The sequence below is a fragment of the Polaribacter sp. KT 15 genome (assembly GCF_900143115.1).
Taxonomy (GTDB): domain Bacteria; phylum Bacteroidota; class Bacteroidia; order Flavobacteriales; family Flavobacteriaceae; genus Polaribacter; species Polaribacter marinaquae.
The window spans coordinates 209,539-235,535 of the sequence record NZ_LT670850.1 but is presented as its reverse complement, the minus strand read 5'-3'; the positions used below and the strand labels follow the sequence as shown (position 1 = coordinate 235,535).

Annotated in this window: 16 protein-coding genes; 10 read left to right on the top strand and 6 right to left on the bottom strand. The window is 30.8% G+C overall.

The window, feature by feature from the left end:
- Positions 1-30: 30 nt before the first annotated feature.
- From B5464_RS01130 to B5464_RS01110, 5 genes are all read right to left on the bottom strand, one after another.
- Entirely contained in the window at positions 31-2,793 is a 2,763-nt protein-coding gene (locus tag B5464_RS01130; RefSeq protein WP_079736858.1) for an alpha-amylase family glycosyl hydrolase, read from the bottom strand.
- A 64-nt stretch (positions 2,794-2,857) separates the two neighbouring features.
- Positions 2,858-4,534, bottom strand: a complete 1,677-nt coding sequence (locus tag B5464_RS01125) for a SusE domain-containing protein (protein ID WP_079736857.1) — start codon at positions 4,532-4,534, stop codon at positions 2,858-2,860.
- A 28-nt stretch (positions 4,535-4,562) separates the two neighbouring features.
- Positions 4,563-5,660, bottom strand: a complete 1,098-nt coding sequence (locus B5464_RS01120) for a SusE domain-containing protein (RefSeq protein ID WP_079736856.1) — start codon at positions 5,658-5,660, stop codon at positions 4,563-4,565.
- Positions 5,661-5,679: 19 nt separating this feature from the next.
- Positions 5,680-7,287: a RagB/SusD family nutrient uptake outer membrane protein gene (locus B5464_RS01115; protein ID WP_079736855.1), complete on the bottom strand. Its 1,608-nt coding sequence runs from the start codon at positions 7,285-7,287 to the stop codon at positions 5,680-5,682.
- A gap of 11 nt (positions 7,288-7,298) precedes the next feature.
- On the bottom strand, positions 7,299-10,232 hold the full coding sequence (locus tag B5464_RS01110; RefSeq protein WP_079736854.1) for a SusC/RagA family TonB-linked outer membrane protein: 2,934 nt from the start codon (positions 10,230-10,232) through the stop codon (positions 7,299-7,301).
- Positions 10,233-10,428: 196 nt separating this feature from the next.
- Here B5464_RS01110 and B5464_RS01105 point away from each other — a divergent pair, with 196 nt between their 5' ends.
- The 9 genes from B5464_RS01105 to B5464_RS01065 all read left to right on the top strand — a co-directional run bounded on the left by B5464_RS01105 (position 10,429) and on the right by B5464_RS01065 (position 25,004).
- Positions 10,429-11,451: a LacI family DNA-binding transcriptional regulator gene (locus B5464_RS01105; RefSeq protein ID WP_079736853.1), complete on the top strand. Its 1,023-nt coding sequence runs from the start codon at positions 10,429-10,431 to the stop codon at positions 11,449-11,451.
- Between the two features lie 147 nt (positions 11,452-11,598).
- Complete coding sequence (locus B5464_RS01100) at positions 11,599-12,972, top strand: MFS transporter (protein ID WP_079736852.1); 1,374 nt, start codon at positions 11,599-11,601, stop codon at positions 12,970-12,972.
- Positions 12,973-12,974: 2 nt separating this feature from the next.
- Entirely contained in the window at positions 12,975-13,631 is a 657-nt protein-coding gene (gene pgmB, locus B5464_RS01095; RefSeq protein ID WP_079736851.1) for a beta-phosphoglucomutase, read from the top strand.
- A gap of 67 nt (positions 13,632-13,698) precedes the next feature.
- Positions 13,699-16,005: a glycoside hydrolase family 65 protein gene (locus B5464_RS01090; RefSeq protein ID WP_079736850.1), complete on the top strand. Its 2,307-nt coding sequence runs from the start codon at positions 13,699-13,701 to the stop codon at positions 16,003-16,005.
- Positions 16,006-16,016: 11 nt separating this feature from the next.
- Entirely contained in the window at positions 16,017-17,951 is a 1,935-nt protein-coding gene (locus B5464_RS01085) for a glycoside hydrolase family 13 protein (protein WP_079736849.1), read from the top strand.
- A gap of 82 nt (positions 17,952-18,033) precedes the next feature.
- A complete protein-coding gene (locus B5464_RS01080) occupies positions 18,034-19,002 on the top strand; it encodes an alpha/beta hydrolase (protein WP_079736848.1) in 969 nt (322 codons plus the stop codon).
- A gap of 36 nt (positions 19,003-19,038) precedes the next feature.
- Positions 19,039-21,459: a TIM-barrel domain-containing protein gene (locus tag B5464_RS01075; RefSeq protein WP_079736847.1), complete on the top strand. Its 2,421-nt coding sequence runs from the start codon at positions 19,039-19,041 to the stop codon at positions 21,457-21,459.
- A 9-nt stretch (positions 21,460-21,468) separates the two neighbouring features.
- On the top strand, positions 21,469-23,343 hold the full coding sequence (locus tag B5464_RS01070) for an alpha-amylase family glycosyl hydrolase (RefSeq protein ID WP_079736846.1): 1,875 nt from the start codon (positions 21,469-21,471) through the stop codon (positions 23,341-23,343).
- Between the two features lie 8 nt (positions 23,344-23,351).
- Positions 23,352-25,004, top strand: a complete 1,653-nt coding sequence (locus B5464_RS01065) for an alpha-amylase family glycosyl hydrolase (protein ID WP_079736845.1) — start codon at positions 23,352-23,354, stop codon at positions 25,002-25,004.
- A gap of 85 nt (positions 25,005-25,089) precedes the next feature.
- Here B5464_RS01065 and B5464_RS01060 read toward each other — a convergent pair whose 3' ends face one another.
- Positions 25,090-25,464 (bottom strand): Fur family transcriptional regulator, encoded by a 375-nt coding sequence (locus B5464_RS01060; RefSeq protein ID WP_077809600.1) that lies wholly within the window; start codon positions 25,462-25,464, stop codon positions 25,090-25,092.
- Between the two features lie 146 nt (positions 25,465-25,610).
- On the opposite strand from B5464_RS01060, the gene B5464_RS01055 reads away from it, so the two are divergent.
- Positions 25,611-25,988 carry a MerC domain-containing protein gene (locus tag B5464_RS01055; RefSeq protein WP_079736844.1) on the top strand — a complete coding sequence of 126 codons (378 nt, stop codon included), beginning with the start codon at positions 25,611-25,613 and terminating at the stop codon, positions 25,986-25,988.
- Positions 25,989-25,997: the final 9 nt, after the last annotated feature.

Genomic DNA, 25,997 nt, shown 5'->3' with positions numbered 1-25,997 from the left:
GAAGACCTTTTTATTTTTTTGCAAAAGTTGTTATTTTTTTATGATTTTAAGAGAATAATCTAAATTATCAACTTTAATAAAGTAAACTCCTTTACTTAAATTTTCAACAGAAAATTCTGATGTTGAGTTAAAATTACCTTTAAATTTCTTTACTTTTCTTCCTTGTAAATTATAGATTTCTACTTTTTTAGTATCAGCATTAATTCTAAAATTATTAAAGGTAGGGTTAGGATAAGCAACTATTTTATTTTCTAAGAAAATATCTTCTGTAGAAAGTGCTGCTGGCATATTACCATACACTTTAAATTCTCCTGGAGCTAAGGTAATTGTGCTATTAACGTTTATAACGGTTTTTGTGGCGTTATCATTTAAAAGATCATACCAAGTACCAGAAGTTTGAAATGAAGGACTAATATTTTGAGTTGTAACCCCAAAATTACCAACAATTGTTACATATTGCATTTCTGATGAAGAAGTATCCGTTAGTTGAATTTTCTTAAGGCCATTAGAATTGGCAACATCTAAGGTGAAATTAGAAGATTCAAAAATATCATACTTTAGTTTTAACTGAATTAATTTAGAATACGTGTTGTAAACATCCTTTCTATCTTCCACATCAAAATAATTCCATAAAATTGGTTTATTACCAACTCTTCCATTTTCGTTGATAGAAATATCGTATCCTAATTCACCAAACTGCCAAATCATTTTAGGTCCCGGAATTGTAAAGTAAAAAGCACCAGCTAATTCAACTCTGTCAAGAGCAGTTGCTAGGTTTTTTACACTATAATTACCGCTAGAATTACCAAATTGAAGGTTTTTATACATCAATCTTTCTTCATCGTGACTTTCCATGTAACTTACGTTTGCTGGTACAGAAAAACCTCTTTCTTTATAAGAAACCCAAGAAATATCAGATTTTCCATTAGAATTAAAACCTAAAGTTCCTTCACTATAATTTCCGTTATGATTTCCCCAAACCATAATTCCTTTTCCTTCATTTAATCTATAGTTTACCCATTCTTTTTCTTCTTCATTTTTACCTAAATGTTCGAAAATAATATAAAAGTTTGGATCTTTTTCCCATTGATAATCTGCATATTCTTTTAAAACATCAACTCTATCTTGTTGATAATTACTTGTACAAGTTTCATCATTTGCAGTACAGTTTTGAGTAAAACCTTTTGTTAAATCCCATCTAAAACCATCAATTTTGTATTCATCAATCCAATATTGTGTAGTTCTTTTAACATAATCTTTTACAGCTTGTTTGCTGTGATTATAATCGTTGAAAACACTAAAAGAATGTTTTGCTGTTGCGTTAAAAAATGGACTGTTTGCAGCTGCTTGTCCGCCAAAACCACCATTATCTGTATTGTACATTCTGTAATACGGATTTTGACCAGAAGCATGATTGTAAACAACATCTAAAATTACTGAAATTCCTCTTCTGTGGCATTCATCAATTAATAATTTAAAAGAATTTTTGTTACCATAATACTTGTCTAATGCCATATGAAATGAAGTATTATAACCCCAAGATTCATTTCCGTCAAACTCACTAACAGGCATAAACTCTATTGCATTTACACCTAAATCTTGTAAATAATCTAATCTTGCTTTTACAGCATCAAAACTATGTAAAGCATCAAAATCTCTAATTAATAATTCGTAAATTACTAAGTCTGTTTTCTTTGGTTTTGTAAAATTTGTTGTTTGCCAAACAAAATCTGCATCGCCAGTTCTTAATAAAGTTACAACGTTTGTAGTTTTTCCTGATGGATAAGCAGGTAAATCTGGATATGTAACATTATCAATATAAGTATCGTTATTTTCTGATAAAATTGTTGTAGAATAAGGATCTGCAACTCTTAATTCACCATCAACTAAATATTGATAAGTGTAATTTTGCTGAGGCGTTAAATTTGTTAATTCAATCCAGAATCGATCTTTAGCACTATCTTTTTTTAATAAATAATTATTGTTTACAGTCCAATTATTAAAATCGCCCAATACATGTATAAATTCTTTTAAAGGCGCATAAAATACTAATGTTGCTTTTGTGTTATCTGCAGGGTTTAAATTGATACCATCTTTTAATCCTACAGGTAAACTAGCTTCTGTAACTGTTGGTTTTACAATTGCAGAAAATTCGTTTGTAATAGTTGTACCATTATTTGTAGTTTCTAAAACAAAATCTGTGTTTTCTGTAACCGTTGCAGAAAAGTTATAATTTGTAATATTAGATTGTTGGTCTATAGAAGTACCGTTTGCTTTTAAATTAAAGTTTGAAGTTAATCCGGCAGTTGCAGAAATAGAAAGCTGATCTCCAGAATTTAAAATTGAGTTTTTTTCTACAGGAGCATTTAAAGTCACCTGAAATTTACCAACTTCAAAAATTTTGTCTTGAGTTTTCTTATCACCGTCGCCATTTTTTGCTTTCACTAACATTCCAATTCTTCCTATTTCTGTTCTGTTATAAAAAGTAGTAGGCGTAAAGGTAATTGCGTATGTTGTATTGTTAATTTTGGTCATTTTTTGCGCTTCGCTTGAATTGGTCCAACTACCATTGTTAGGCGAATCCATTTCATTAGCATCATTTAAATCATAAGACCAAGACCATAAATATACATCTGTAACACCCCAAAGATCAGGGTTGATGTTGTTTACAGTAATTGTTATCTCATCTGTAGCATCAAAAGAAACAGGCGAAACAGCATAATTTACATTTTGTTGTTGTGCTAAACTTATTATTGAGAATAATAATAAAAGTAAAGAGGTAATTTTTTTCATATAGTTAATTGTAAAATATAAAGGCCATTCGATTAAGAACAGCCTTTATAAATAGTATTATTTTTTATTGAACTGTAACCGTTCCTTTTGTATAATCTACAGTAACTTTATAAGTTCCGTCTCCAGGAGATTTTACGTTACTTTCATTATCTCTAACTAGCATACCAGCATAAGTTCCGCTTTCTCCCCAGTCATTGTCCCAAGAACCTTGTACTGGTAAAAATTTAAACTCATCTGTAGCGGTTAAAGTTTGTGTAATTTCAAAAACACCATCTTCTAACTTTGTAAAAGCAGGTGCAGATGCATTATCCCAACCATTAGGAGAACCTACTAAATATAAGTTTACAGGTACTTCTACTAAACTAAACGATAAATCGTTAAAGTCTACAGTAACCATAAATGTACCAGCGGCAGCAACTTTAATATTGTTTTCTCCTTCTTGAATGATTTTACCAGGATTATTTGGATCTTCACCGTAATCACCACTCCAATCACCAGAAACAGGAATCATTTTGAATTCATCTCCTTCAGAAAAAGTTTGCATTCTTGTAAATACTCCATTTCCTGATGTGCTAAATTGTTGAGAAGCATCGGCATTGTTCCATCCATTGTGTGCACCAACCATAAATAAAGTATCGATGTTAGATAGCTTAAAGCTTAAAGTATTAAAATCTACAATTACTAAATAAGTTCCAGCAGTTTCAACTTTAATATTGTTTTCTCCTTCTTGTACTATTTTACCAGGATTGTTAGGGTCTTCACCATAATCACCACCCCAGTCACCAGAAACAGGAATCATTTTAAACTCATCATTTGCAGAAAAAGTTTGAACTCTAGAGAAAACACCATTACCATCGTTATAAAATTGTTGTGTTGCATCTGCATTGTTCCACCCGTTATGTGCACCAACCATAAATAAATTATCTGGTATTGCTGCTTTAAATGCTGTTAACGAAAGCGTAATTAATTCTGATGTTCTATTTAAATCTCCACCAGCCGTTTTTGCAACTGCAATTAATCTAAAATCGAAATTTGTTGCTTCATCTGCTTTTCCTCCAGCAGCTATTACTAAATCATTTAAATTATCATGAGAAATTTCGAATGTATTAGTGTCTGATGAACCAATTAATGTTGCAGCAGCAAAGTTATTTCCTGCTAAATCCATTTCTACATTATAAGTTACATCTACTGTACTATTAGCAGTAATTTCTGGATCTTCCCAAGTTAAAGTTAATGCAATATCATCTGGATTTGTATCAGTAATAACTACACTAAAACCATTATCAGGACTTGTAAAAGCAGGCGGTGTAACTACAAATTTAGATACTTGAAATAAAATTGTATTAGAAACTTCAGAACCTGTATTTAATCTTAAATAAACTCCAGTTTCTTCATAAGACTTAATGTTAGCATCACTTAACACGTCGTTAAGTTCTGCAACTGTCATAGAAAAGTTTTTATTTTCTGTAGAACCTAATACAACTGGTGCACTAAACTCTGCATCTAAAGACATTTCTACGCTGTAAGTAGCGCCTGTATTAATATCATCGTTCCAAGTAATTGTGAACGCAGGATTATCTGGTAAAGCAAAATTTAAGAAAATATTGCTAATTCCAGGAGTTTTTAAAACAAACTCAGCTTCTGGACTTGTTACTGTTAAGCTCTCATTTGCATCACAAGCACCTAAAATAAGTGTTAATGATAAAAATAAGTAGCTTAATTTTTTTATGTATGTATTCATTATATCGCTGTTATAAGTTATTTTGAAATTATAAATTCAAAGGAATTAAGATATAACGACCTGTTAAGTCATTAAACCAAACATCATATTCATCTTCTACAACAACCGGAATTGCACCACCGCTAACAGTAGCTGTTCCAGAGAAAGAAGTTGTATTACCCCACTTAGCACCAGCATCTGTAACAAATTCTACATTTCCTGGGTTTAATTTTACGTTTGAAGCAGTCCAAATATGTCCATCAAAATCTAAAGGAGTTAAGGCTACACTTGCAGTACTTGTACCTTCTAAAGATAAACTTGCAGGACTTGTAATTCCTGTTTCATCAAAAGGTTCAAAAGAAAAAGTGTTACTAGCAAAGTTAATTTTAAAAGTATAAAAACCAGCTGTAATTCCGCTAGCTCCTGCAGTAGGAAATCTTTCTGGGTCTGAACCTGTACCATCGTTTACACCAACAGAAGAACCATCATCTGTACCGTATTGAGGTGTCCATAAACCTTTTGTAGCTAAAACTTTAAAGTGTCCGTTATCTGCAAAGAAACCTGTATAATAATAAGTATTACTATCATCAGCATCTCTAAATAAAGCAGGATTGTTGTTGTTGTTGTTCCAACCTGGTGCAGTTGCATCACCTACAATATAAAAATCGTTAAAAACGTAATTAAAGAAAGGATATACTTCTAAAGTTATTGTGTTTGACGGAGTTTTTGCACCATTTTGAGTTCCTAAAGAAGAAACTACTCTAACATATAAATCTTTCCATTCAAAAGGATTTAAACCTGCATTTCCTGCCGCTGCATTAACTTCGTTTACTGATAAAGTTACCGAGTTTAAACCAGTAACTACAGTAGCAATTGCTGGAGCAGTAAACTCTTCGTCTGCAGAAAACTCTACAGTATAATTTACGGCAGCTTGTTGTCCGTAATCTGCTTTATCCCAATTAAGGGTTAAAGCAGGGTTGTTTGTGTTAACAGCATCTAGTTCTAATTTAGAGAAACTTAATTCTGATAAATTAGCAGCTGTAGGTGTCGATATTTCGAATAATTCAGAACTATCATCGCAAGCATTAAATGCTAATAGTAGCATTCCAATGATTGCAAATACTGAAAATCTTTTTATATTTTTCATTCTTAAAATGTATTAGTTTTTAGTAACCTAAGTTTTGTTGTAAGTTTGGACTTGTTGCTAAACTTGCAGAAGGAATAGGGTATAAGTCTAAATGACTTGGTAAAGAAATACCATTTGTACCGTTACCTTTCCATGTCCAATTATAAGAACCACCAGTAAACTTACCAAATCGAATTAAATCTTGTCTTCTATGAGCTTCTAAGTGCAATTCTCTTGCTCTTTCATCTAAGATAAAATCTAAATTTAATTCAGCAGAAGTAATTGTCTGTGGATTGTTAGCTCTAATTCTTAAATTATTAATGTACGTTAAAGCATTTACTTCTGATGTATTTGTAGCACCTCTTAAGTGAGCTTCTGCATACATTAAATAAACATCTGCAAATCTAAATAAAGGAAAATCTGTGTCAACAAAAGTTTGGTCAGAACCAAAACCTCCTGTAGATTTTGCATTCGAAAATTTCTCGATTACATAACCTTGGTCTTTATTAGAAATATCTAAAATATCGATGCTTCTAGAACCAGAGATAATATTATTTCTTGTGTCTTGCAAGAAAACACCACCATCAAATAATTGTACAAATTGTTTTCTTAATCTGATTGCGCCTCCCCAGCCACCAGCGCCAACACCTAATGGTGCACCGTTAGCCTCTAAACTACCTACAGAACCGTTTACCAAAACAGTTGTTGGTCCGTAATTTTGAACAATTGTACCGTCTGAAACTAAAGGAAAAATAATTTCATTCGTTGCCGCATTGGTATCATTGTCTGCAGTAAAGTTTAATAAATAATCTGGTGCTAAAGAATATCCAGCATTAATTATTTTGTTAAGCTCTACAACACATTCGTCATATTTTGCTTCACCAATATATACTTCTGCATTTAAATACAATTTAGCTAAAATCATTGCAGCTACAGCTTTATCTGCTCTACCATGTTCGTTTGTTTTTGCATCTAATAAATCTGCATCGATAGCTTTTAATTCTGCTTCGACATAAGTAAAAAGTTCTGCTCTGTTTGCTGCTTTTGGTATAGAATTAACTTGATCTTCTTCTGTTACAAAGTTTGCTTGACCAAATAAATCTATTAAGTAATAGTAAGACATTGCTCTTAATAATCTTGCTTCTGCTCTGTAGGTAACAATATCTGCTCTTACATCAGTAGAAACATTTCTACTATCTAATTTTTCTGAAGTAGTTTCTCTTAAAAAATTATTAGCAAAAGCTACAGTTGCATGTGCTCTACTAAACATACCTAAAATTAATGGGTTTTGGTCTGTCCAGTTATTTCTTTGAATCCCGGCAACACCACCATCATTTTCATAAGACCAAATTATTTGATCTGCAGCTAGAGTTTGTAAGTATAATAAAGTTCTACCAAACTGACTTGTACCTGCATCTAAACCAATAATGTTAGAAGATTCTGGGCCATTAATACCTGTTAAAGATAAGTTTGCATAAACACCAGCTAATAATTCTTTATAGGAAGTTTCATTGGCGAAAAAGTCTTCTCCTAATAATGTTTGATCATCTTGAGGAGTAATATCTAAATCTTTAGTACATGATGTAAATGAAACGAAAAATATCGTTACCAACATCATTACTTTATATGTTGTTAAATTTGTTTTCATAATTAATTTGATTAAAATTTAATATTAGCTCCTAACAAGAAAGTTCTAGATCTTGGAAAGTTTAGGTTATCTATACCGTTGTTAAAAATTTCTGGATCTAGACCAGAGTAATTTGTAACTGTAAATACATTCTGAACACCTGCCCATAAACGAATACTGTTTCCAGAGAACTTTTTGATTAATGGATTGATTGTGTACCCGAAAGTAATGTTATCCATTCTTAAGAAAGAAGCGTTTTCTAAATAAATATCAGAAGAAATTACATCTGCTGTATTTCTAAAATTATAATCTAATACAGAAGTAGGTATGTTACCTAAAACTTGCTGATCTTGTAATAAAGCATACTGTGCAGTAGAAGAGTTTACGTTATTATAAGCGTAATTACCAATACTTGCTCTTAAATTAAAAGATAAATCGAAGTTTTTGTAGTTAAAGTTAGATTGAAAACCTAAAGTTACATCTGCAAGACCATTGTCTTTAATGTATCTATCATCTGCATTTACAATTCCGTCTCCGTTTAAATCTGCATAAGCACCTTCTATAGGAGCACCGTTTGCGTCATATAATTGTTTATAAACGTAAAATGAATTAGGAGCAAAACCTTCTCTTTGCACTTGAATAGTAGCACCTGTACCACCAGCAATAGAACCTACATTTAAATCTCTACCTAAAGGAATAGAAGTAATTTCTCTATCGATATAAGTTGCGTTAAAGTTTAAGTTCCAATCAATGTCATCAGTTTTAATTACATCAGAATTTAAAGAGAATTCTACACCTTGTATTTGTAATTCACCAATGTTTCTTGTAATGTTATTGGTAAAGTTTGTACCATCTGCAATAGGAGTATCAAATAATAAATCGTTTGAGTTCTTTTGAAAAACGCCTAATGTACCAGAAACTTTATTGTCAAATAAACCATAATCTAAACCAAACTCTAACGTTGTAGTTTCTTCCCATTTAATATCTGGGTTAAATGGTTGTGGTATTGTAGATTGAATTGCGTTACCATCAAATAAAAATTGCGAGTTACTATTACCAAAACGGTAAGTAGTTAAGTAAATTTCTGGGTTGCTAATATCTTGCTGACCAGTAATACCATAACTTGCTCTTAACTTTAAGTTAGAAACTACATCAGAATCTTTTAAGAAATCTTCGTCACTAATTCTCCAAGCTGCAGCAACCGCAGGGAAATTACCCCATCTGTTTTCTGAACTAAATTTAGAAGTACCATCTCTTCTATAAGATAATGTAAGTAAATACTTTTCTAAAAATGTAAAGTTTGCTCTACCAAAAAAACCAATTAATACCTCTGGTGTATTTACGTAAGTATCTCTACTGCTGTTAGGGTCATTTAAGTTACCGCTGTTAAAACCGTCTCCAGTAAATTCTTGGTAAGAATAACCTGCAGTAATATCTGCCTTTACGTTTTTAAACTCTTTTGTATAATTAAAGTAAGAATCTAATAATTCGTTATGTCTATTTTGGTTTCCGTAAGAATTATTACCAACTACTACTGTATTAAAACTTCTTGGTCCTAAAACAGATCCGTTAGAAATGTAACTTCCTTCTGTTCTATCGAAACCAACGTTTACAACAAATTTTAGTTCTGGTAAAAAATGGAATTTATAATCTAAATTTAAATTACCGTATTGTCTAAAAGATTTACCAGTGTTGTTATTTTGTAATAAGCTAGCCACTGGGTTTGTACCACCATTAGCTAATACAAAATCAGAATTTCCGCCTGTGTAATGTTGATAAAAACCACCGTAAGGTCCTGCAGCTCTTACAGGTTGTGTTGGGTCGTATCTTAAAGCAGCACCAATACCACCAGCAGCAAATCTACTATTTGTAAATGCTCTGTTGTAGTTTAAAGAAACCTTTAAATGATCTTCAAAGAAAGAAGGATTCATTGCTAAAGAAACGTTTGCTCTGTCAAATTCTGATGTAATAATACCACCTTGTTGTTCAGAAAAACCAACAGATAATCTAGTTGGTATTTTATTAAAAAGAGATCCTTTTGCAGTAATGTTGTGTTGTGTAGAAACAGTGTTTTGTAAAACTTCGTCTTGCCAGTTTGTGTTGGCATTACCTAATAAACTAGTATCTAAAGTTGTACCAGAAATTGGTTGAGAGTTTACAAGGTTTCTAAATTCGTCTGCAGAAAATACATTAATTCTATCTAAAACTTCACCAGCACTGTATTGATAATCATAATCTAAAGAGAAAACACTTTTTCCTTTTTTAGTTACAATAATAATAACACCGTTAGAAGCTCTAGAACCATAAATTGCAGTTGCAGAAGCATCTTTAAGTACAGAAAAAGATTCGATGTCTGCAGGGTTAATACTAGAAAGGATTCCTCTACTACCAGCAGTACCGTTATTGGTAACTGGTAAACCATCAATAACAATTAATGGTGCGTTTGATGCACTTAAAGAAGAACCACCACGAATGGTAATTTCAGATCCAGAACCAGGAGCACCACTTGTTGTAATGTTTACACCGGCAACTCTACCATTTAATAAGTTTTCTGGCGTTACAATATTTCCTTTTGTAAATTCTTTTGCAGTAATAGCTTCTACAGAGCCAGTTGCATCTTTAATTGTTGTAGTACCATAACCAACAACAATAATTTCATCTAGTTGTTCAGAAGATTCTGTAAGTTCTACAGTTAAGTTTACTTCTGTACCAATAGTAATTTCTTTATCGGCATACCCTAAGTATCTAAAAACAAGAATAGCTCCTGAATTTACCTTTTCTAATCTAAAGTTTCCGTTAAAGTCGGTTTCTGTTCCTTTAGTAGTACCTTTTACTACTACACTTACACCCGGTAAAGGATCACCCGATGCTTTTTCTTTTACGATACCTTTTACAGTTTGTTGAGCAAACATTGTAAATGAAGTACTTAAAAGAATACCAAATAACAATAATTTAAAGTTTTTCATGTATAATTTGTTAAATAATAACTATATTTTGAATTTGTTATTAACAATAAATTTACATTCCACTCTGTAAATATAGAAGTTAGATTCGCAAATACAATATTTTAAAAGTTACGAAATCGGTTTCGTGTTGACAACTTTACTTAAAATATCATTAAATTATAAAAAAAGACTATTAAAAATTGCATTTTTGTAAAATATGAAGCAAAAAGTTACCATAAAAACAATAGCTAAAGAATTAGGGGTTTCTACTTCAACAGTTTCTAAAGCGTTAAAAGACAGCCACGAAATTAGTAAAGAAACAAAAGAAAAAATTCAAGCTTATGCAGATCTATACAATTATAAGCCCAATAATTTAGCGCTACAATTAAGAAATCAAAAAACAAAACTGATTGGTGTCATACTCCCGAAAATAGTACATCACTTTTTTTCTACTATTATTAAAGGTATAGAAGAAGGTGCGCATGATAAAGGTTATAGAATAATGGTTTGTTTTTCTGATGAGTCTCATACTAAAGAAGTCGAAAACTTAAAGGTCTTGTCTAATGGTAGTGTAGATGGTTTAATTGTGTCAATAGCAAACGAAACCCTTGCAAATAAAGATTTTAAACATTTTCAAGATCTAGTATCAGAAGAAATACCATTAGTTCTTTTAGATAGGGTAGTAGATGAAATCTTATGTGATAAAGTTGTAGTTGATGATTTCGGAGCAGGCTACAAAGCAACAAAACACCTTTTAAATACTGGTTGTAAAAAAGTAGCTATTCTTACCACGCCAGAATACGTTAATGTGGGTACTTTAAGAAGAAAAGGATATGAAAAAGCACTTTTAGAAAGAAAAATACCAATTGACAAAGACTTGATTATTGAAATTGACGAGAAACAAAACGTTAAAGAACAAATAAGACCAGTTTTTGATCATAATATTGATGCAATTTTTGCGGTAAATGAAATTTATGCGGCAAAATCTATAAGAATTGCTAAAGAAAAGAGTATTCGTATACCAGAAGAATTGTCTGTAACCGGTTTTACAGACGGTTTAATTTCAGAATATTCTACACCTTCTATTACTACTATTGCTCAACATGGCTTAACAATGGGAAAGCAAGCAGTAGAGGCGCTTATCAATAGAATAGAAAATGAAAGCGAAAAATTTAAGCCTAAAACTATTGTAATTTCTAGCGATTTGAAGCTTAGAGAATCTACGAAACCGTCGTCGTAGATTTGTAAAGTTTTTATTATCAAATTGATAATTTAAGCTTATTTTTGTTGCATTATTACGATTTATCAATAAATTACATTCCACACATGATAATAATTGATAAGTCTAACATGCTTATCGTAATATTAATTTTATAGTATAACGATAATGAACAAAAAGAAATTAAGTTTCTTGCAAATCTGGAACATGAGTTTTGGATTTCTTGGAATTCAATTTGGAATGGCCTTAACAGGTGGTTTCATGTCACGAATATTTCAAACACTTGGTGCAGAAATAGAGGATATTCCTATTCTCTGGGTTGCGGCTCCGTTAACAGGTTTAATTGTGCAGCCAATTATTGGTTACATGAGTGATAGAACTTGGAGTCCTAAGTGGGGGCGAAGAAGACCTTACTTTTTAATTGGTGCTATTCTAAGTTCTTTGGCGTTAATTATAATGCCACATTCACCTACTTTATGGGTAGCAGCTGGTTTTCTGTGGATTTTAGATGCTTCTATTAACATTTCTATGGAGCCTTTTAGGGCTTTAGTTGCAGACAAATTACCAAGCTCTCAAAGATCTTATGGTTTTGTAATTCAAACACTTATTATTGGTGTTGGTACTTGGGTTGCTAGTAGTTTGCCTTGGATGGTTTCTCAATTTGGAGTAAGCGATTCTGCAGCTTCTGGTATTGTACCAATGTCTGTTAAAGTTGCTTTTACAATTGGTGCAGTAGTATTTTTATTAAGTATTTTATATACTGTTTTTACTACGAAGGAGTATCCGCCAGAAGACATGCAAGCTTTTGAGGAAGAAAAGGCGCAAAAGAATAGGTTTGTTGCAGATATTTTAGAAAATATTGGAAACATGCCTACGATTATGAAAAAGTTAGGTGTAGTTCAATTTTTTAGTTGGTTTGCTTTTTTCACTATGTGGTCTATGGCAAACCCTGCATTAACAGAACATGTTTTTAAAACACCTGCTCCTGTAGAAAAAGAGTACGTAATGTCTAATCCAGTGCAAAAAGCTGCTTTTGATGTTGAAAATACTGCTTTTCAAAAATCTTCTAACGAAGTAGGTTCTTACATGGGTATTTATGGTTTGTCTTCTATGGCTTTTGCTTTAATTCTTGTATTGTATACAAGAAAAAGAAGAATCAACAGAAAATACATACATATGGGTTCTCTTATACTAGGAGGATTAGGTTTTATTCTAATGTATTTTATTCCTTCACCAGAATATTTAGCAATTTCATTTATTCTTATCGGTTTTGCATGGGGTAGTATTTTATCTATGCCTTACGCAATGTTATCTAGTGCTGTAAATCCTACCAAAATGGGAGTATTTATGGGGATTTTTAACATGTTTATAGTAATACCACAAATAATTGCAGCTTTAGGAGGTATCAACTTTGTATCTAATTTATTAGGAGAAGAAACTATTAATGCTATGATTGTAGCAGGTTTAAGTTTAATTATTGCAGGACTTTGTAATTTTTTAATTACAGAAAAAAATGCAATTACATATCAAGAGAACAATTAAAAATGAATAAGAAAGGATTTATTTTCGATTTGGATGGTGTTATTGTTGACACTGCCAAATATCACTATTTAGCTTGGAAAAAATTAGCTAATCAATTAGGTTTTGAATTTACTGAAGAACAAAACGAATTATTTAAAGGCGTTAGTAGAAAACGTTGTTTAGAAATTCTTTTAGAAATAGGAAAAAGAGAAGCAACTAAAGAAGAGTTTGATACTTGGATGATCGACAAAAATGAAGATTATTTAGAGTATATAAAAAACATGGATGCATCAGAAATATTACCAGATGTACCTAAGATTTTACAATTTTTAAAAGAAAATAATGTTCCGATTGCTTTAGGTTCTGCAAGTAAAAACGCACAACCAATTTTAGAAAAAGTAGGTTTATTACATTATTTCGATACAATTGTAGACGGTAACAATGTTACAAAAGCAAAACCAGATCCAGAAGTATTTCTTTTGGCAGCAAAACAATTAAATGTTTTGCCAGAAAACTGTGTTGTTTTTGAAGACGCGGTTGCTGGTGTAGAAGCTGCAAATGCAGCTAATATGGTAAGTATTGGTATTGGAGACGATAAAGTCTTATCAGAAGCCCAATTTAATTTTGTAGACTTCACAGAAATTAATACCGATTTTATTAAAGAGTTATTAGAAAAATAAGAAAGGAGAAGATAGAAATAAGAAAATTTTATTTTTTCTCTATTCTTTTCTCTTAAAAGAAAAAAAAATGAATCAAGATTATATACAACCAAATGAATGGTCAATTCTAGAAGAAGGATTTGATGCTCAAAAGGTAAAATCTTCAGAAAGTTTGTTTAGTATTGGTAATGGTGCCATGGGACAAAGAGCTAACTTCGAAGAACAATATACAGGTAGTACATTTCAAGGAAGTTATATTGCAGGTGTTTACTATCCAGATAAAACCAGAGTTGGTTGGTGGAAAAACGGATATCCAGAATATTTTGCAAAAGTTTTAAACGCTCCAAATTGGATTGGTATAAACGTACTTGTAAATAACGAAAAATTAGATTTACATACGTGTAAAGAAGTTTCAAAATTTAAGAGAGAACTTAACATGAAAGAAGGTTGGTTGTCTAGAAGTTTTGAAGCGGTTTTGCAAAACGATGTAAAAATAAAAGTAGACACAAAACGTTTTTTAAGTTTAGAGTTAGATGAAGTTGGTGCAATAAGTTACAATGTAACACCAATAAATTCTGATGCAAAAATTACCTACATACCTTATTTAGACGCAGGTATTACAAATGAAGATACCAATTGGGATGATCAATTTTGGGATGTTTTAGAAGTCTCTCAAAATAATCAGCAATCTTTTATCGAGGCAAGAACCATGAAAACGCATTTTTACACATGCACATTTATGCAGTCTCGTTTGTTTGTAAATGGTAATGAAGTTTCTGCAGATTGTGAAAATGCAAAAACAGATAAAACAGCTTCTTGTAGCTATACACAAGAGATAAAACAGAATGAAACCTACACAATTCACAAATTTGGTGGTTATGTTGTAGACAGAAATCATAAAAAGGAAGCTTTATTAGGTGCTGCTAAAGAAGCATTAGATAAAGCCGTTAGTTTTGGTTTTGATGCATTGTTAGAAATGCAAATTCAGTCTTGGGCACAAATCTGGAAAATGTCTGATATTACGATTGAAGGTGATGTAAAGGCACAACAAGGAATCCGTTTTAATATTTTTCAATTAAACCAAACGTATTTAGGTACAGATGCCTCTTTAAATATTGGTCCTAAAGGATTTACTGGAGAAAAATATGGTGGAAGTACGTATTGGGATACCGAAGCATACTGTATTCCTTTTTACATGGCAACTAAAGATCAATCTGTAGCAAGAACTTTACTAGAATACAGATACGAGCATTTAGAAAAAGCTATCGAAAACGCAGCTAAATTAGGCTTTAAAAACGGAGCAGCATTGTATCCAATGGTTACAATGAACGGAGAAGAATGCCATAATGAATGGGAAATTACCTTCGAAGAAATTCATAGAAATGGTGCTATTGCATTTGCTATTTTTAATTATTTCCGTTTTACAGAAGATTACTCTTACATTCCAGAAAAAGGACTAGAAGTTTTAATAGGAATTGCACGTTTTTGGCATCAAAGAGTTAACTTTTCTTCTGATAAAGAGAAGTTTGTAATGTTAGGTGTAACGGGGCCTAATGAATATGAAAATAATATCAACAATAATTTTTATACAAATTACATAGCAAAATGGTGTATTGAGTATGCTTTAGAAAATATTGATATTGTTAAAAATGATCATATTTCAGATTACATCAGAATTAAAGAAAAAGTAAATATTACTGATGAAGAATTGGCTTCTTGGAAAAATGTTGCAGACAATATGTACTTCCCTTTTTCAGAAAAGCACAATGTTTACTTACAACAAGATGGTTTCTTAGATAAAGAGTTAATTACTGTAGCAGATTTAGATAAAAGCCAAAGACCTATAAACCAAAAATGGAGTTGGGATAGAATTTTACGTTCTCCGTACATAAAACAAGCTGATACATTACAAGGTTTTTATATGTTCGAAGATCAATTTTCTACGGAAGAATTAGAGCGTCATTTTGATTTTTACGAGCCATTTACGGTTCATGAAAGTTCTTTATCACCTTGTGTACACAGTATTCAGGCTGCTAAATTAGGTAGAATGGAGCAAGCTTATGAATTTTACTTAAGAACTTCTAGATTAGATTTAGATGATTATAATCATGAAGTAGAAGAAGGTTTACACATTACTTCTATGGCAGGAACTTGGATGAGTATTGTAGAAGGTTTTGGAGGTATGAGAATTGTAAATAATACACTTTCTTTTACACCAAGAATACCAGATGGCTGGAAATCTTACTCTTTTAAAGTAAATTTTAGAAATCAAGTAATTACAGTTAACGTTTCTCAAAACGGAACAAGTTTTGAGTTGAACGGAAAACAAGAAATAAACATTTTAGTTAACGGAGAAAAAGTAGTTGTGTCTCCTAACAGCTTATTAACAGTTTAAATTAGTAGTTCATGAAACTTATCAGAAACATTTTTTTAGTTGCAATTTTAGTTGCTTTACAATCTTGTAATACATCAGAATCCTCTAAAAATGTTTCTGAGGTTTCTATTTCTAATACTTTTTTAGAAAGAGTAGAACCGCCCAATTGGTTTGTAGATTTTAAAAATACATCACTACAATTATTAGTAAAAGAAGAAAGTATTGGCAATGCTACACCAACAATTTCTTACGCAGGCGTTACAATTAAGAAAGTAAACAAAGCAAAAAGTAAAAATTACCTTTTTATTGATTTGGATATTGATAAAAACACAAAACCAGGAAAATTTGACATTGTTTTTAAATTCGAAAACGGTTCTAAAAAAACACATACTTACGAGTTGAAATCTCGAGTAAAAGCTGCAGAAGATTTTATAGGTTTTAATGATTCTGATGCTATTTATTTAATTACTCCAGATCGTTTTGCAAATGCAGATGCATCTAACGATATCAATAAAAATTTACATGAAATTACTATTGATAGGTCGCATGGTTACAAGCGTCATGGTGGTGATATACAAGGAATAACAAATCATTTAAATTATATAGAAAACCTAGGTTTTACTTCGGTTTGGCCAACACCGGTGTTAGAAAACAACATGTACAATGGTTCTTACCACGGATATGCAATTACAGATTATTATAAAGTAGATCCTCGTTTTGGTAATTTATCTGACTATAAAAAATTAGCAGATGAATTAAGAAAAAGAGGCATGAAATTGATAATGGATCAAGTTGCAAATCATTGCGGTTTAGAACATTGGTGGATGAAAGATTTACCTTTTGAAGATTGGGTAAATAATCAAAAGAATTATGAAGAAAACATAGAAAACTGGAATAATAAAACCAACATAAATTCTAATCATAGAAGAACCACTAATCAAGATTCTTATGCTTCAGAAAGTGATAGAAAAGGAAACAACGAAGGTTGGTTTGTATCGACAATGCCAGATTTAAATCAGAGGAATCCGTATTTGGCAAAATATATTATTCAGAATAGCATTTGGTGGATTGAAACGTTAGGTTTAGGCGGAATTAGACAAGACACATATCCTTATCCGGATAAACAATTTATGTCTGATTGGACTGGTGCAATTATGCGTGAATATCCTAATTTTTCTATTGTAGGAGAAGAATGGAGTTACAATCCTTTATTAGTAGGTTATTGGCAAAAAGGCGCAAAAAACAAAGATGGTTATGAGTCTAATTTAAAATCTACCATGGATTTTCCAATGCAAAAAGCCATTATTGAAGGTGTTAATGAAGAAGAATCTTGGGACAAAGGTTTGGTAAAATTATACGAAGGTTTGGCAAATGATTTTTATTATGCTTCACCAAAAGATATTATGGTTTTTTTAGATAACCATGATAAAAGTAGGTTGTTTACCGAAGTGCAGGAAGATGTTGTAAAAGCAAAAATGGCATTAAGCTATATGTTGATGTTGCCTAGAATTCCTCAAATATATTACGGTACAGAAATTTTAATGAATGATACTGCAAAGCCTGGAGACCATGGTTTGATAAGAACCGATTTTCCTGGAGGTTTTAAAGACGATGCAATAAGTGCTTTTACAAAAGAAGGTTTATCAGAAGAGCAAAAATCAATGCAAGATTTTGTAGCTACAATTTTAAATTATCGTAAAAATAGCGGTGCAATTAAACAAGGTAAAACTTTACATTTTGCACCATATAAAGGAACTTATTTCTTATTCCGAATTTATAATGATGAGGTAGTTGTTCATATCATTAATAAAAATGAAAAACCTATTTCTCTAGATTTAAACCGATTTAAAGAAGTTGGTTTAGAAGGTAAAAAGTTTAAAAACCTAATTACCGGAGAAAGTTTTATCTGGAATGATGTCATAGAACTATCAGAAAAAGGAAGTACGATTTTAACTACAAAATTATAATTCAACTTTTAGTATTGTTACTTTTATAAATTTCGATTCAACCATCAAATTGTATCGATAACAATTCAAAAAATATATAAACATGAAATATTTATCATTATTATTCTCTCTTATCATGCTATTTTCTTGCAAACAAACAAAACAAGAAATAGTTAAAGAGGAGGTTAAAAAAACTAAGATTAATGCTGAAGTTTTAAAATCTGTGCAATTATCCGCAGGAAAAATAATCCGTATTGATTCTTTTCCTACAAAACACATTACACCAAGACCTGTAGATGTTTGGTTGCCAGAAAATTATTCTGATGAAAAAAAATATGCAGTTTTATACATGCACGATGGTCAAATGTTATTCGATGAAACGACTACTTGGAATAAACAGGAATGGAAAATAGATGAAGTTGCTTCAAAATTAATGAAAGAAGGTGTTACCAAAGATTTTATAGTAGTTGGTATTCATAACATACCTGAAATAAGATGGCTAGATTTGTTTCCAGAAAAAGCTATGAACTTTTTATCTGCAGAAGAGTTAGAAACTTTAAAAAGTTTTTCTAATAATAGTTTTAGTTTAGAAGATTTAACAGGTGATGCATACTTGCAATTTCTAGTTAAAGATTTAAAACCTTACATCGACGCAACCTACGCTGTACATACAAATAAAGAAAATACGTTTATAGCTGGTTCTTCTATGGGCGGTTTAATGTCTATGTATGCAATTTCTCAATATCCAGCTATTTTTGAAGGTGCTGCTTGTATCTCTACACATTGGGTTGGCGCTTTACCAAAAGAGAATAATCCGTTACCAAATGCCATTTTTACTTATTTAGAAAAGAATATTCCGAATGCAAAAACACATAAAATATATTTTGATTACGGTAACAAAACTTTAGATCAGTATTATCCACAGTATGCACCTAAAGTAGATGCTATTTTCTTAAAAAACGGTTATACAGAAGCCAATTATAGAAATTTATTTTTCGAAGGAACAGATCATTCAGAAATTTCTTGGCAAAATAGAATTGATATTCCGTTAACTTTTCTTTTGAAGAAATAATAGACAGACTCATTATAATTTATTTGTTAAAAAAATATGAAAACACTTAAGCTATTTATTTTATTACTTTTTTTATCAATTTCTTCATTTTCTCAAAATTCTAGTAGAATTTTTCAAAATGTTGATCAATCTAAAAATAGATTAGAGGTTCATGTAAATGATGGAACTTATTTTATAGAGTTTTATTCTGATAAAATTGTAGAAACTACATTTATTCCGAAAGGAGAAGCTTACACAAAAAAGTCGCACGCAGTTATTTTGGAACCTAAAAATGTTACTATAACACCTTTAATTACTGATGATAAAAGTGTTTTTAATACAACCGGAATTTCTGTACACATCAATCACAAATCTTTTCAAATTGAATATCGATTTAACGGAGAAGTTGTTACATCAGAAAAATTAGGATATTATAAATCTAAACATGTTCCTTTAGAAAATGTAAAAGGAAATATAGCATATGATTTTACAGAGAAAATTGAATTTAATTTAACAAAAGACGAAATTTTATTTGGTGGAGGTTCTAGAGCTTTAGGTATGAACAGAAGAGGTAATCGATTGGCTTTGTACAATAAGGCGCAATATGGTTATGAAACAAAAGCATCACTAATGAATTTTACTTTACCGTTGGTAATTTCATCTAAGAAATACATGATTCATTTTGATAATGCACCAATTGGGTATTTAGATTTAGATAGTAAAAAAGACAATTCTTTAACTTATGAAACTATTTCTGGTCGTAAAACATACCAAGTTGTTGTTGGTGATTCTTGGGAAGATTTAATAGAAAATTATACAAAGTTAACAGGTAAACAACCATTGCCAGCAAGATGGGTTTTAGGAAATTTTTCTAGTAGGTTTGGTTATCATTCACAGCAAGAAACAGAAAAAACGATTGATAAATTTCAAGAAGAAGAGATTCCTGTAGATGCTGTTATTTTAGATTTGTATTGGTTTGGTAAAACAATTCAAGGTACAATGGGTAATTTAGAAGTTGATAAAGATTCTTTTCCTGATATGAAAGGAATGATTTCTAGATTGAAAAATAAAGGAGTTAAAACTGTATTAATTACAGAGCCTTTTATTTTATCAAATTCTTCTAAATGGAAAGAAGCTGCAGAGAAAGGAGTTTTAGCCACAGATTCTGTACAAAAGCCAGCTAAATATGATTTTTACTTTGGAAACACTGGTATTGTAAATATTTACAAAAAAGAAGGAAAAGATTGGTTTTGGAATATTTATAAAGACCTATTAAATATTGGCGTAAAAGGACTTTGGGGAGATTTAGGTGAACCAGAAGTGTTACCGTATTGGGTAAATTTTGGAACTAAAAAAGCAGATGAAATTCATAATATTTACGGTCATGATTGGGCTAGATTAATTTTTGAAGGTTATCAGAAAGAGTATCCAAACGAAAGACCTTTTATTTTAATGCGTGCTGGCGCTGCTGGTTCGCAACGTTTTGGTATGATACCTTGGTCTGGTGATGTAAATAGAACTTGGGGCGGATTGCAAAGTCAACCAGAAATTGCATTGCAAATGGGAATGCAAGGTTTTGGATATATGCATTCTGATTTAGGTGGTTTTGCCGGAGCAAATTTAGACGATAATTTATATACACGTTGGTTGCAATATGGTGTTTTTCAGCCGATATTTAGACCGCATGCACAAGAAGAAGTAGCTAGCGAGCCCGTTTTTAGAACTAAAGAAACAATGCAATTGGCAAAAGAATCTATTGAATTGCGTTACAAATTATTGCCTTATAATTATAATTTGGCTTTTCAAAATAATCAAAAAGGAACACCTTTAATGCGTCCTGTTTTTTTTGAAGAAGATACGCCTGAATTAATTACAAATTCATCTACTTATTTGTGGGGAAAAGATTTTTTAATTACACCAATTTTAAAAGATTCTGTGATTACAAAACAAGTATTTTTTCCTAAAACTGCCAATTGGATAGATTTTTATACAAATGAAAAAATAGAAGGCGGGCAATTTAAAATGGTTAATGTAAAAGAGAACTCAATACCTACTTATGTAAGAGAAGGCGCATTTATTTTAATGTCTGATGTTGTGCAAAGTACAGACAACTATAATTCGGATAAATTGCAAGTTCATTACTACTTAAATAAAGAAAAGCAAGCAACAAAAAGAACTTTTTATAATGATGATGGCGAAACAGCTAACTCTTTTGAAAAAGGCGCTTATGAAATTTTAGAATTTGACGCAGCCTTTTCAAAGAAATATTTAGAAATAGAGTTTGATGCTGTTTTAGGTAAAAATTGGAATCCGAAGAAAAAAGAAATCCAATTAATTATTCATAATATCAATTCCAATCCTAAAAAAATCAAAGTAAACGGAAAAAGAAAAAGAGTTGCTATAGATAGTAATACACTTTCGATTCCTTTAACTTGGAGTACTGATAAAGAATTAGAAATAAAAATTTCATTAAAATAAATAAAAATAATGAAGGGAATTAATAGCGCTTTAATAACTTTAATTTTGATTATAACTTTAGGTTGTACATCAGAAAAGAAATCAGAAATAAAAGAAAAACCTGTGTCGAGTAAAAAAAAGGTAGTTGTTTATCAGGTGTTTACAAGATTATTTGGTAACACAAATACAACGAATAAACCTTGGGGAACAATAGAGGAAAATGGTGTAGGTAAGTTTAACGACTTTACAGATAAGGCGTTAAAAGAAATTAAAGATTTAGGAATTACTCATATTTGGTACACAGGCGTGCCACATCATGATGTTATTCGTGATTACACAGCATTCGGTATTTCTAATGACGATCCAGATGTAGTAAAAGGTAGAGCAGGTTCTCCTTATGCTGTAAAAGATTATTATAATGTAAATCCAGATTTAGCAGAAAATGTAGCAAATCGATTAGAAGAATTTGAAGCTTTAATTGATCGTTCACATAAAAATGGTTTAAAAGTTATTATAGATATTGTACCAAATCATGTGGCTAGAAACTATCAAAGTTTAACAAACCCAAAAGGAACAAAAGATTTTGGTGCAGATGATGATACTTCTGTAGTATATCATGTCGATAATAATTTTTATTACACACCAAATAAAGCATTTGAAGTTCCAGATTTTTTAAATGGTTATAAACCTTTAGGAGGAGAAAAAAATTTTTTGTCTGATCTAAAATTCGAAGAATATCCTGCAAAATGGACAGGAAATGGATCTAAATCTGTAAAACCTAGTTTTTATGATTGGTATGAAACTGTTAAGGTAAATTACGGTATTTCGCCAGAAGGAAAAAAAGAGTTTGATGAATTGCCACAAGGTTTTGATAATGAAGATTACAAAAAACATTTTAAGTTTTGGCAAGATAAAAAAGTACCAAATTCTTGGGTAAAATTTAAAGATATTGCTTTGTATTGGACTGCAAAAGGTGTTGATGGTTTTAGATATGATATGGCAGAAATGGTACCTGTAGAATTTTGGAGTTATATGAATTCTGCAATTAAAATGAAAAATCCAAATGCTTTTTTATTGGCAGAAGTATACAATCCAAAAATGTATAGAGATTACATTAAAAAAGGAAAAATGGATTATTTATATGACAAAGTACAGTTGTATGATACTATAAAACATGTAATGCAAGGTCATGGTTTAACAGATAACATTCCGCCAATTCAAGAAGAATTGAAAGATATAGAACATCATATGTTACATTTCTTAGAAAATCATGATGAACAAAGAATTGCAAGTCCAGAATTTGCTGGTAGTGCAGAAAAAGGAAAACCAGCAATGGTAGTTTCTACAACTATTTCTACTGCACCAACTATGGTTTATTTTGGGCAAGAATTTGGCGAAGATGGTTCTGAAAACGCAGGATTTGGAACACCGTCTAGAACTTCTATTTTTGATTACGTTGGTGTGCCATCTTTACAAAGGTGGGTAAATAATAAACAATTTGATGGCGGTAAATCTACAAAGCAAGAATTGGCGTTAAGAGATTTTTACAAGCGATTGTTAAATTTCACCATTAAAAGTGATGCTTTAATGGGGAATTATATAGATATCCATAAATTCAACAGAGACAATACGGCTAACTATTCTTCTAAAATATTGTCTTTTGTGCGTTGGTCTGAAAACGAAAAATTAATAATTGTTTCTAATTTTGATGATCAAAAAGAATTTGAGTTCAATTTAGAAGTTCCGGCAAACATCATAAAAAAGTGGAATTTAAAAGACGGAGATTATGTGGTAGAAGACCAATTATACTTAGAAAAATCTTTTGGTTTAAAGGTTAAAGAGGGCAGAGGTACTATAGACTTACAAATTAATCCATTAGAATCTTACATTTTAAAACTTCAATAATAATTAGCATGAAAAAACTATTATTTTTATTTTTAATAGCAGCAACAATTAGCTGTAATCAAAAAAATGCGGAAAACAATAAAATTACTGATAAGCAAACAAAAGAGTTTACTTGGGAAGGAGCAAATATTTATTTTCTTTTAACAGATCGTTTTAATAATGGGAATTTAGAAAATGATATCAATTTTGATAGAACTAAAGAAACAGGAACCTTAAGAGGTTTTAAAGGAGGAGATATCAAAGGAATTACAAATAAAATTAAAGAAGGTTATTTTACAAATTTAGGAATCAATGCTATTTGGATGACTCCTATTGTAGAGCAAATTCACGGAGCGACAGATGAAGGTACAGGAGTTTCTTATGGTTTTCATGGCTATTGGGCAAAAGATTGGACTAAAATAGACCCTAACTACGGAACCAGAGACGATTTGAAAGAATTGGTGGCAGTTGCTCATAAAAACGGAATTAGAATATTATTAGACGCTGTAATTAACCATACAGGTCCGGTTACAGATAAAGATTCAGTTTGGCCATCAGATTGGGTTAGAACAGATCCACAATGTCAGTATAGTAACTACGAAAACACTATTACTTGTACTTTAGTTAAAAATTTACCAGATATTAGAACCGAAAGTAATAAAAATGTAGAGTTGCCACCACAATTGGTAGCAAAATGGAAAGCAGAAGGAAGGTATGAACAAGAATTAAAAGAACTTGACAAATTTTTTGAAAGAACAGGACACCCTAGAGCGCCACGTTTTTATATCATGAAATGGTTAACAGATTATATAACGGAATTTGGAATTGATGGTTATAGAGTTGATACAGTAAAGCATACGGAAGAATTTGTTTGGCAAGAATTTAAAAAAGAATGTGATTTTGCTTTCGAAGAATTTAAAAAAAATAATGCAGAAAAAGTGTTAGATAATTCGAATTTCTATTTGGTAGGAGAAGTTTATAACTATGGTATTTCAGCAGAAAAGGCATTTAATTTTGGTGATAAAAAAGTAAACTATTTTGACAAAGCTTTTAATAGTTTGATAAATTTTGAAATTAAATGGAATGCGAAACAAATGGCAGCTAAAGATGTTTTTAGTAAATATGATTCAATTTTAAATAATGGATTAAAAGATTACGGAATTTTAAATTACTTAACCTCTCATGATGATGGGCAACCTTTTGATAAAGAAAGAAAACAGCCTTATAAAACGGCAACAATGTTAATGCTAACTCCCGGAACTTCTCAAGTATACTACGGAGACGAATCTGCAAGAGATTTAACAATAGAAGGAGCCGTTGGTGATGCAACTTTACGTTCTTTTATGAATTGGAATGATATTGAGCAGGATGCAGAGACTCAAAAAATAATGACTCATTGGCAAAAATTAGGTCAATTTAGAGCAAATCATATGGCAGTAGGAGCAGGAAGACATCATTTAATTAGTGATGAAAACGGTTTGATTTTTTCTAGAATTAGAAATGATGATAAAATTATTGCCGGAATTGATTTACCTAAAGGAAAGAAAGTAATAAATGTAAAATCTGTTTATGAAAATGGAGATACTCTTCATGACTTTTATTCAAAAAAATCTTCGATAGTAAAACAAGGGTTAGTTACATTAGAATCTGAATTTGATATTGTTTTACTTGAAAAAAAATAACTAAATTTTTTCTAATAAATTTAAAAAGCCTCATTATTCTTAAAAATAATGAGGCTTTTTTTATGTTATTATAAACTTTTTAATTTTACGCACATTCTTTACAAATTCCTGTTAAAACGCAATTGGCATTTTGCAATTGGTAATCTTTTGGTATTGTAAAGTTTACTTCATCTGGTAAACACTCTATAGTTTCACAGTTTACACATCTAAAGTGAAAATGATGTACTTCTTTTTTTTCAGAATCACACTCTTTACACAATGCAAAATACTGTTTACCATCTTCTGCGACTACTTTATGTAGCACACCGTCATCGCAAAAACGATTTAAAACGCGATAAATAGTTGCTCTGTTGATGTCAATATCAATTTTTTTCTCAATAGCATCTTGACTCATCGCTTTGCCTGTTTTTGTAATTACTTCTAAAACAGCTTGTTTAGTAGGTGTACTTCTTCTTTTCATATTAATGCGATGTATTTGCAATAATTATTGCGATTCTATTGCAATATTATAAAAAATATAATATGTTTGCAACCTTGTTAACGCGACAACATTGCTTTAATAAGAAGGTTTTACTAATTTACTTTGTTTAACGGGAATTAAAAAAAATGAAAATTAATAACAACTCTATAGATATTGTAGCTCTATTTAGCTCTTTAATTTGTGCTGTGCACTGTGCAACAATACCTTTATTACTTTCATTTTCATCTTTAAGTAGTTTACATTTTCTAGGAAATAAATTTATTGAATGGGCATTTATTAGTCTCGGCCTTATTTTTGTCATAATTTCTTTATTACCCAGCTATAAAAAGATTCATAAAAATAGTAAGCCACTTATAATTGCTTTTTTAGGTTTTTTATTAATTGCATTTGGTAGATTAAATCTGTCAGAAATATTTGAAATAGTAAATACCGTTGCTGGTGCTTTTATTGTTTCTTATGCGCATTATTTAAATTGGAAATTATTAAGATTTAAAACAAATTAGAAATGAAAA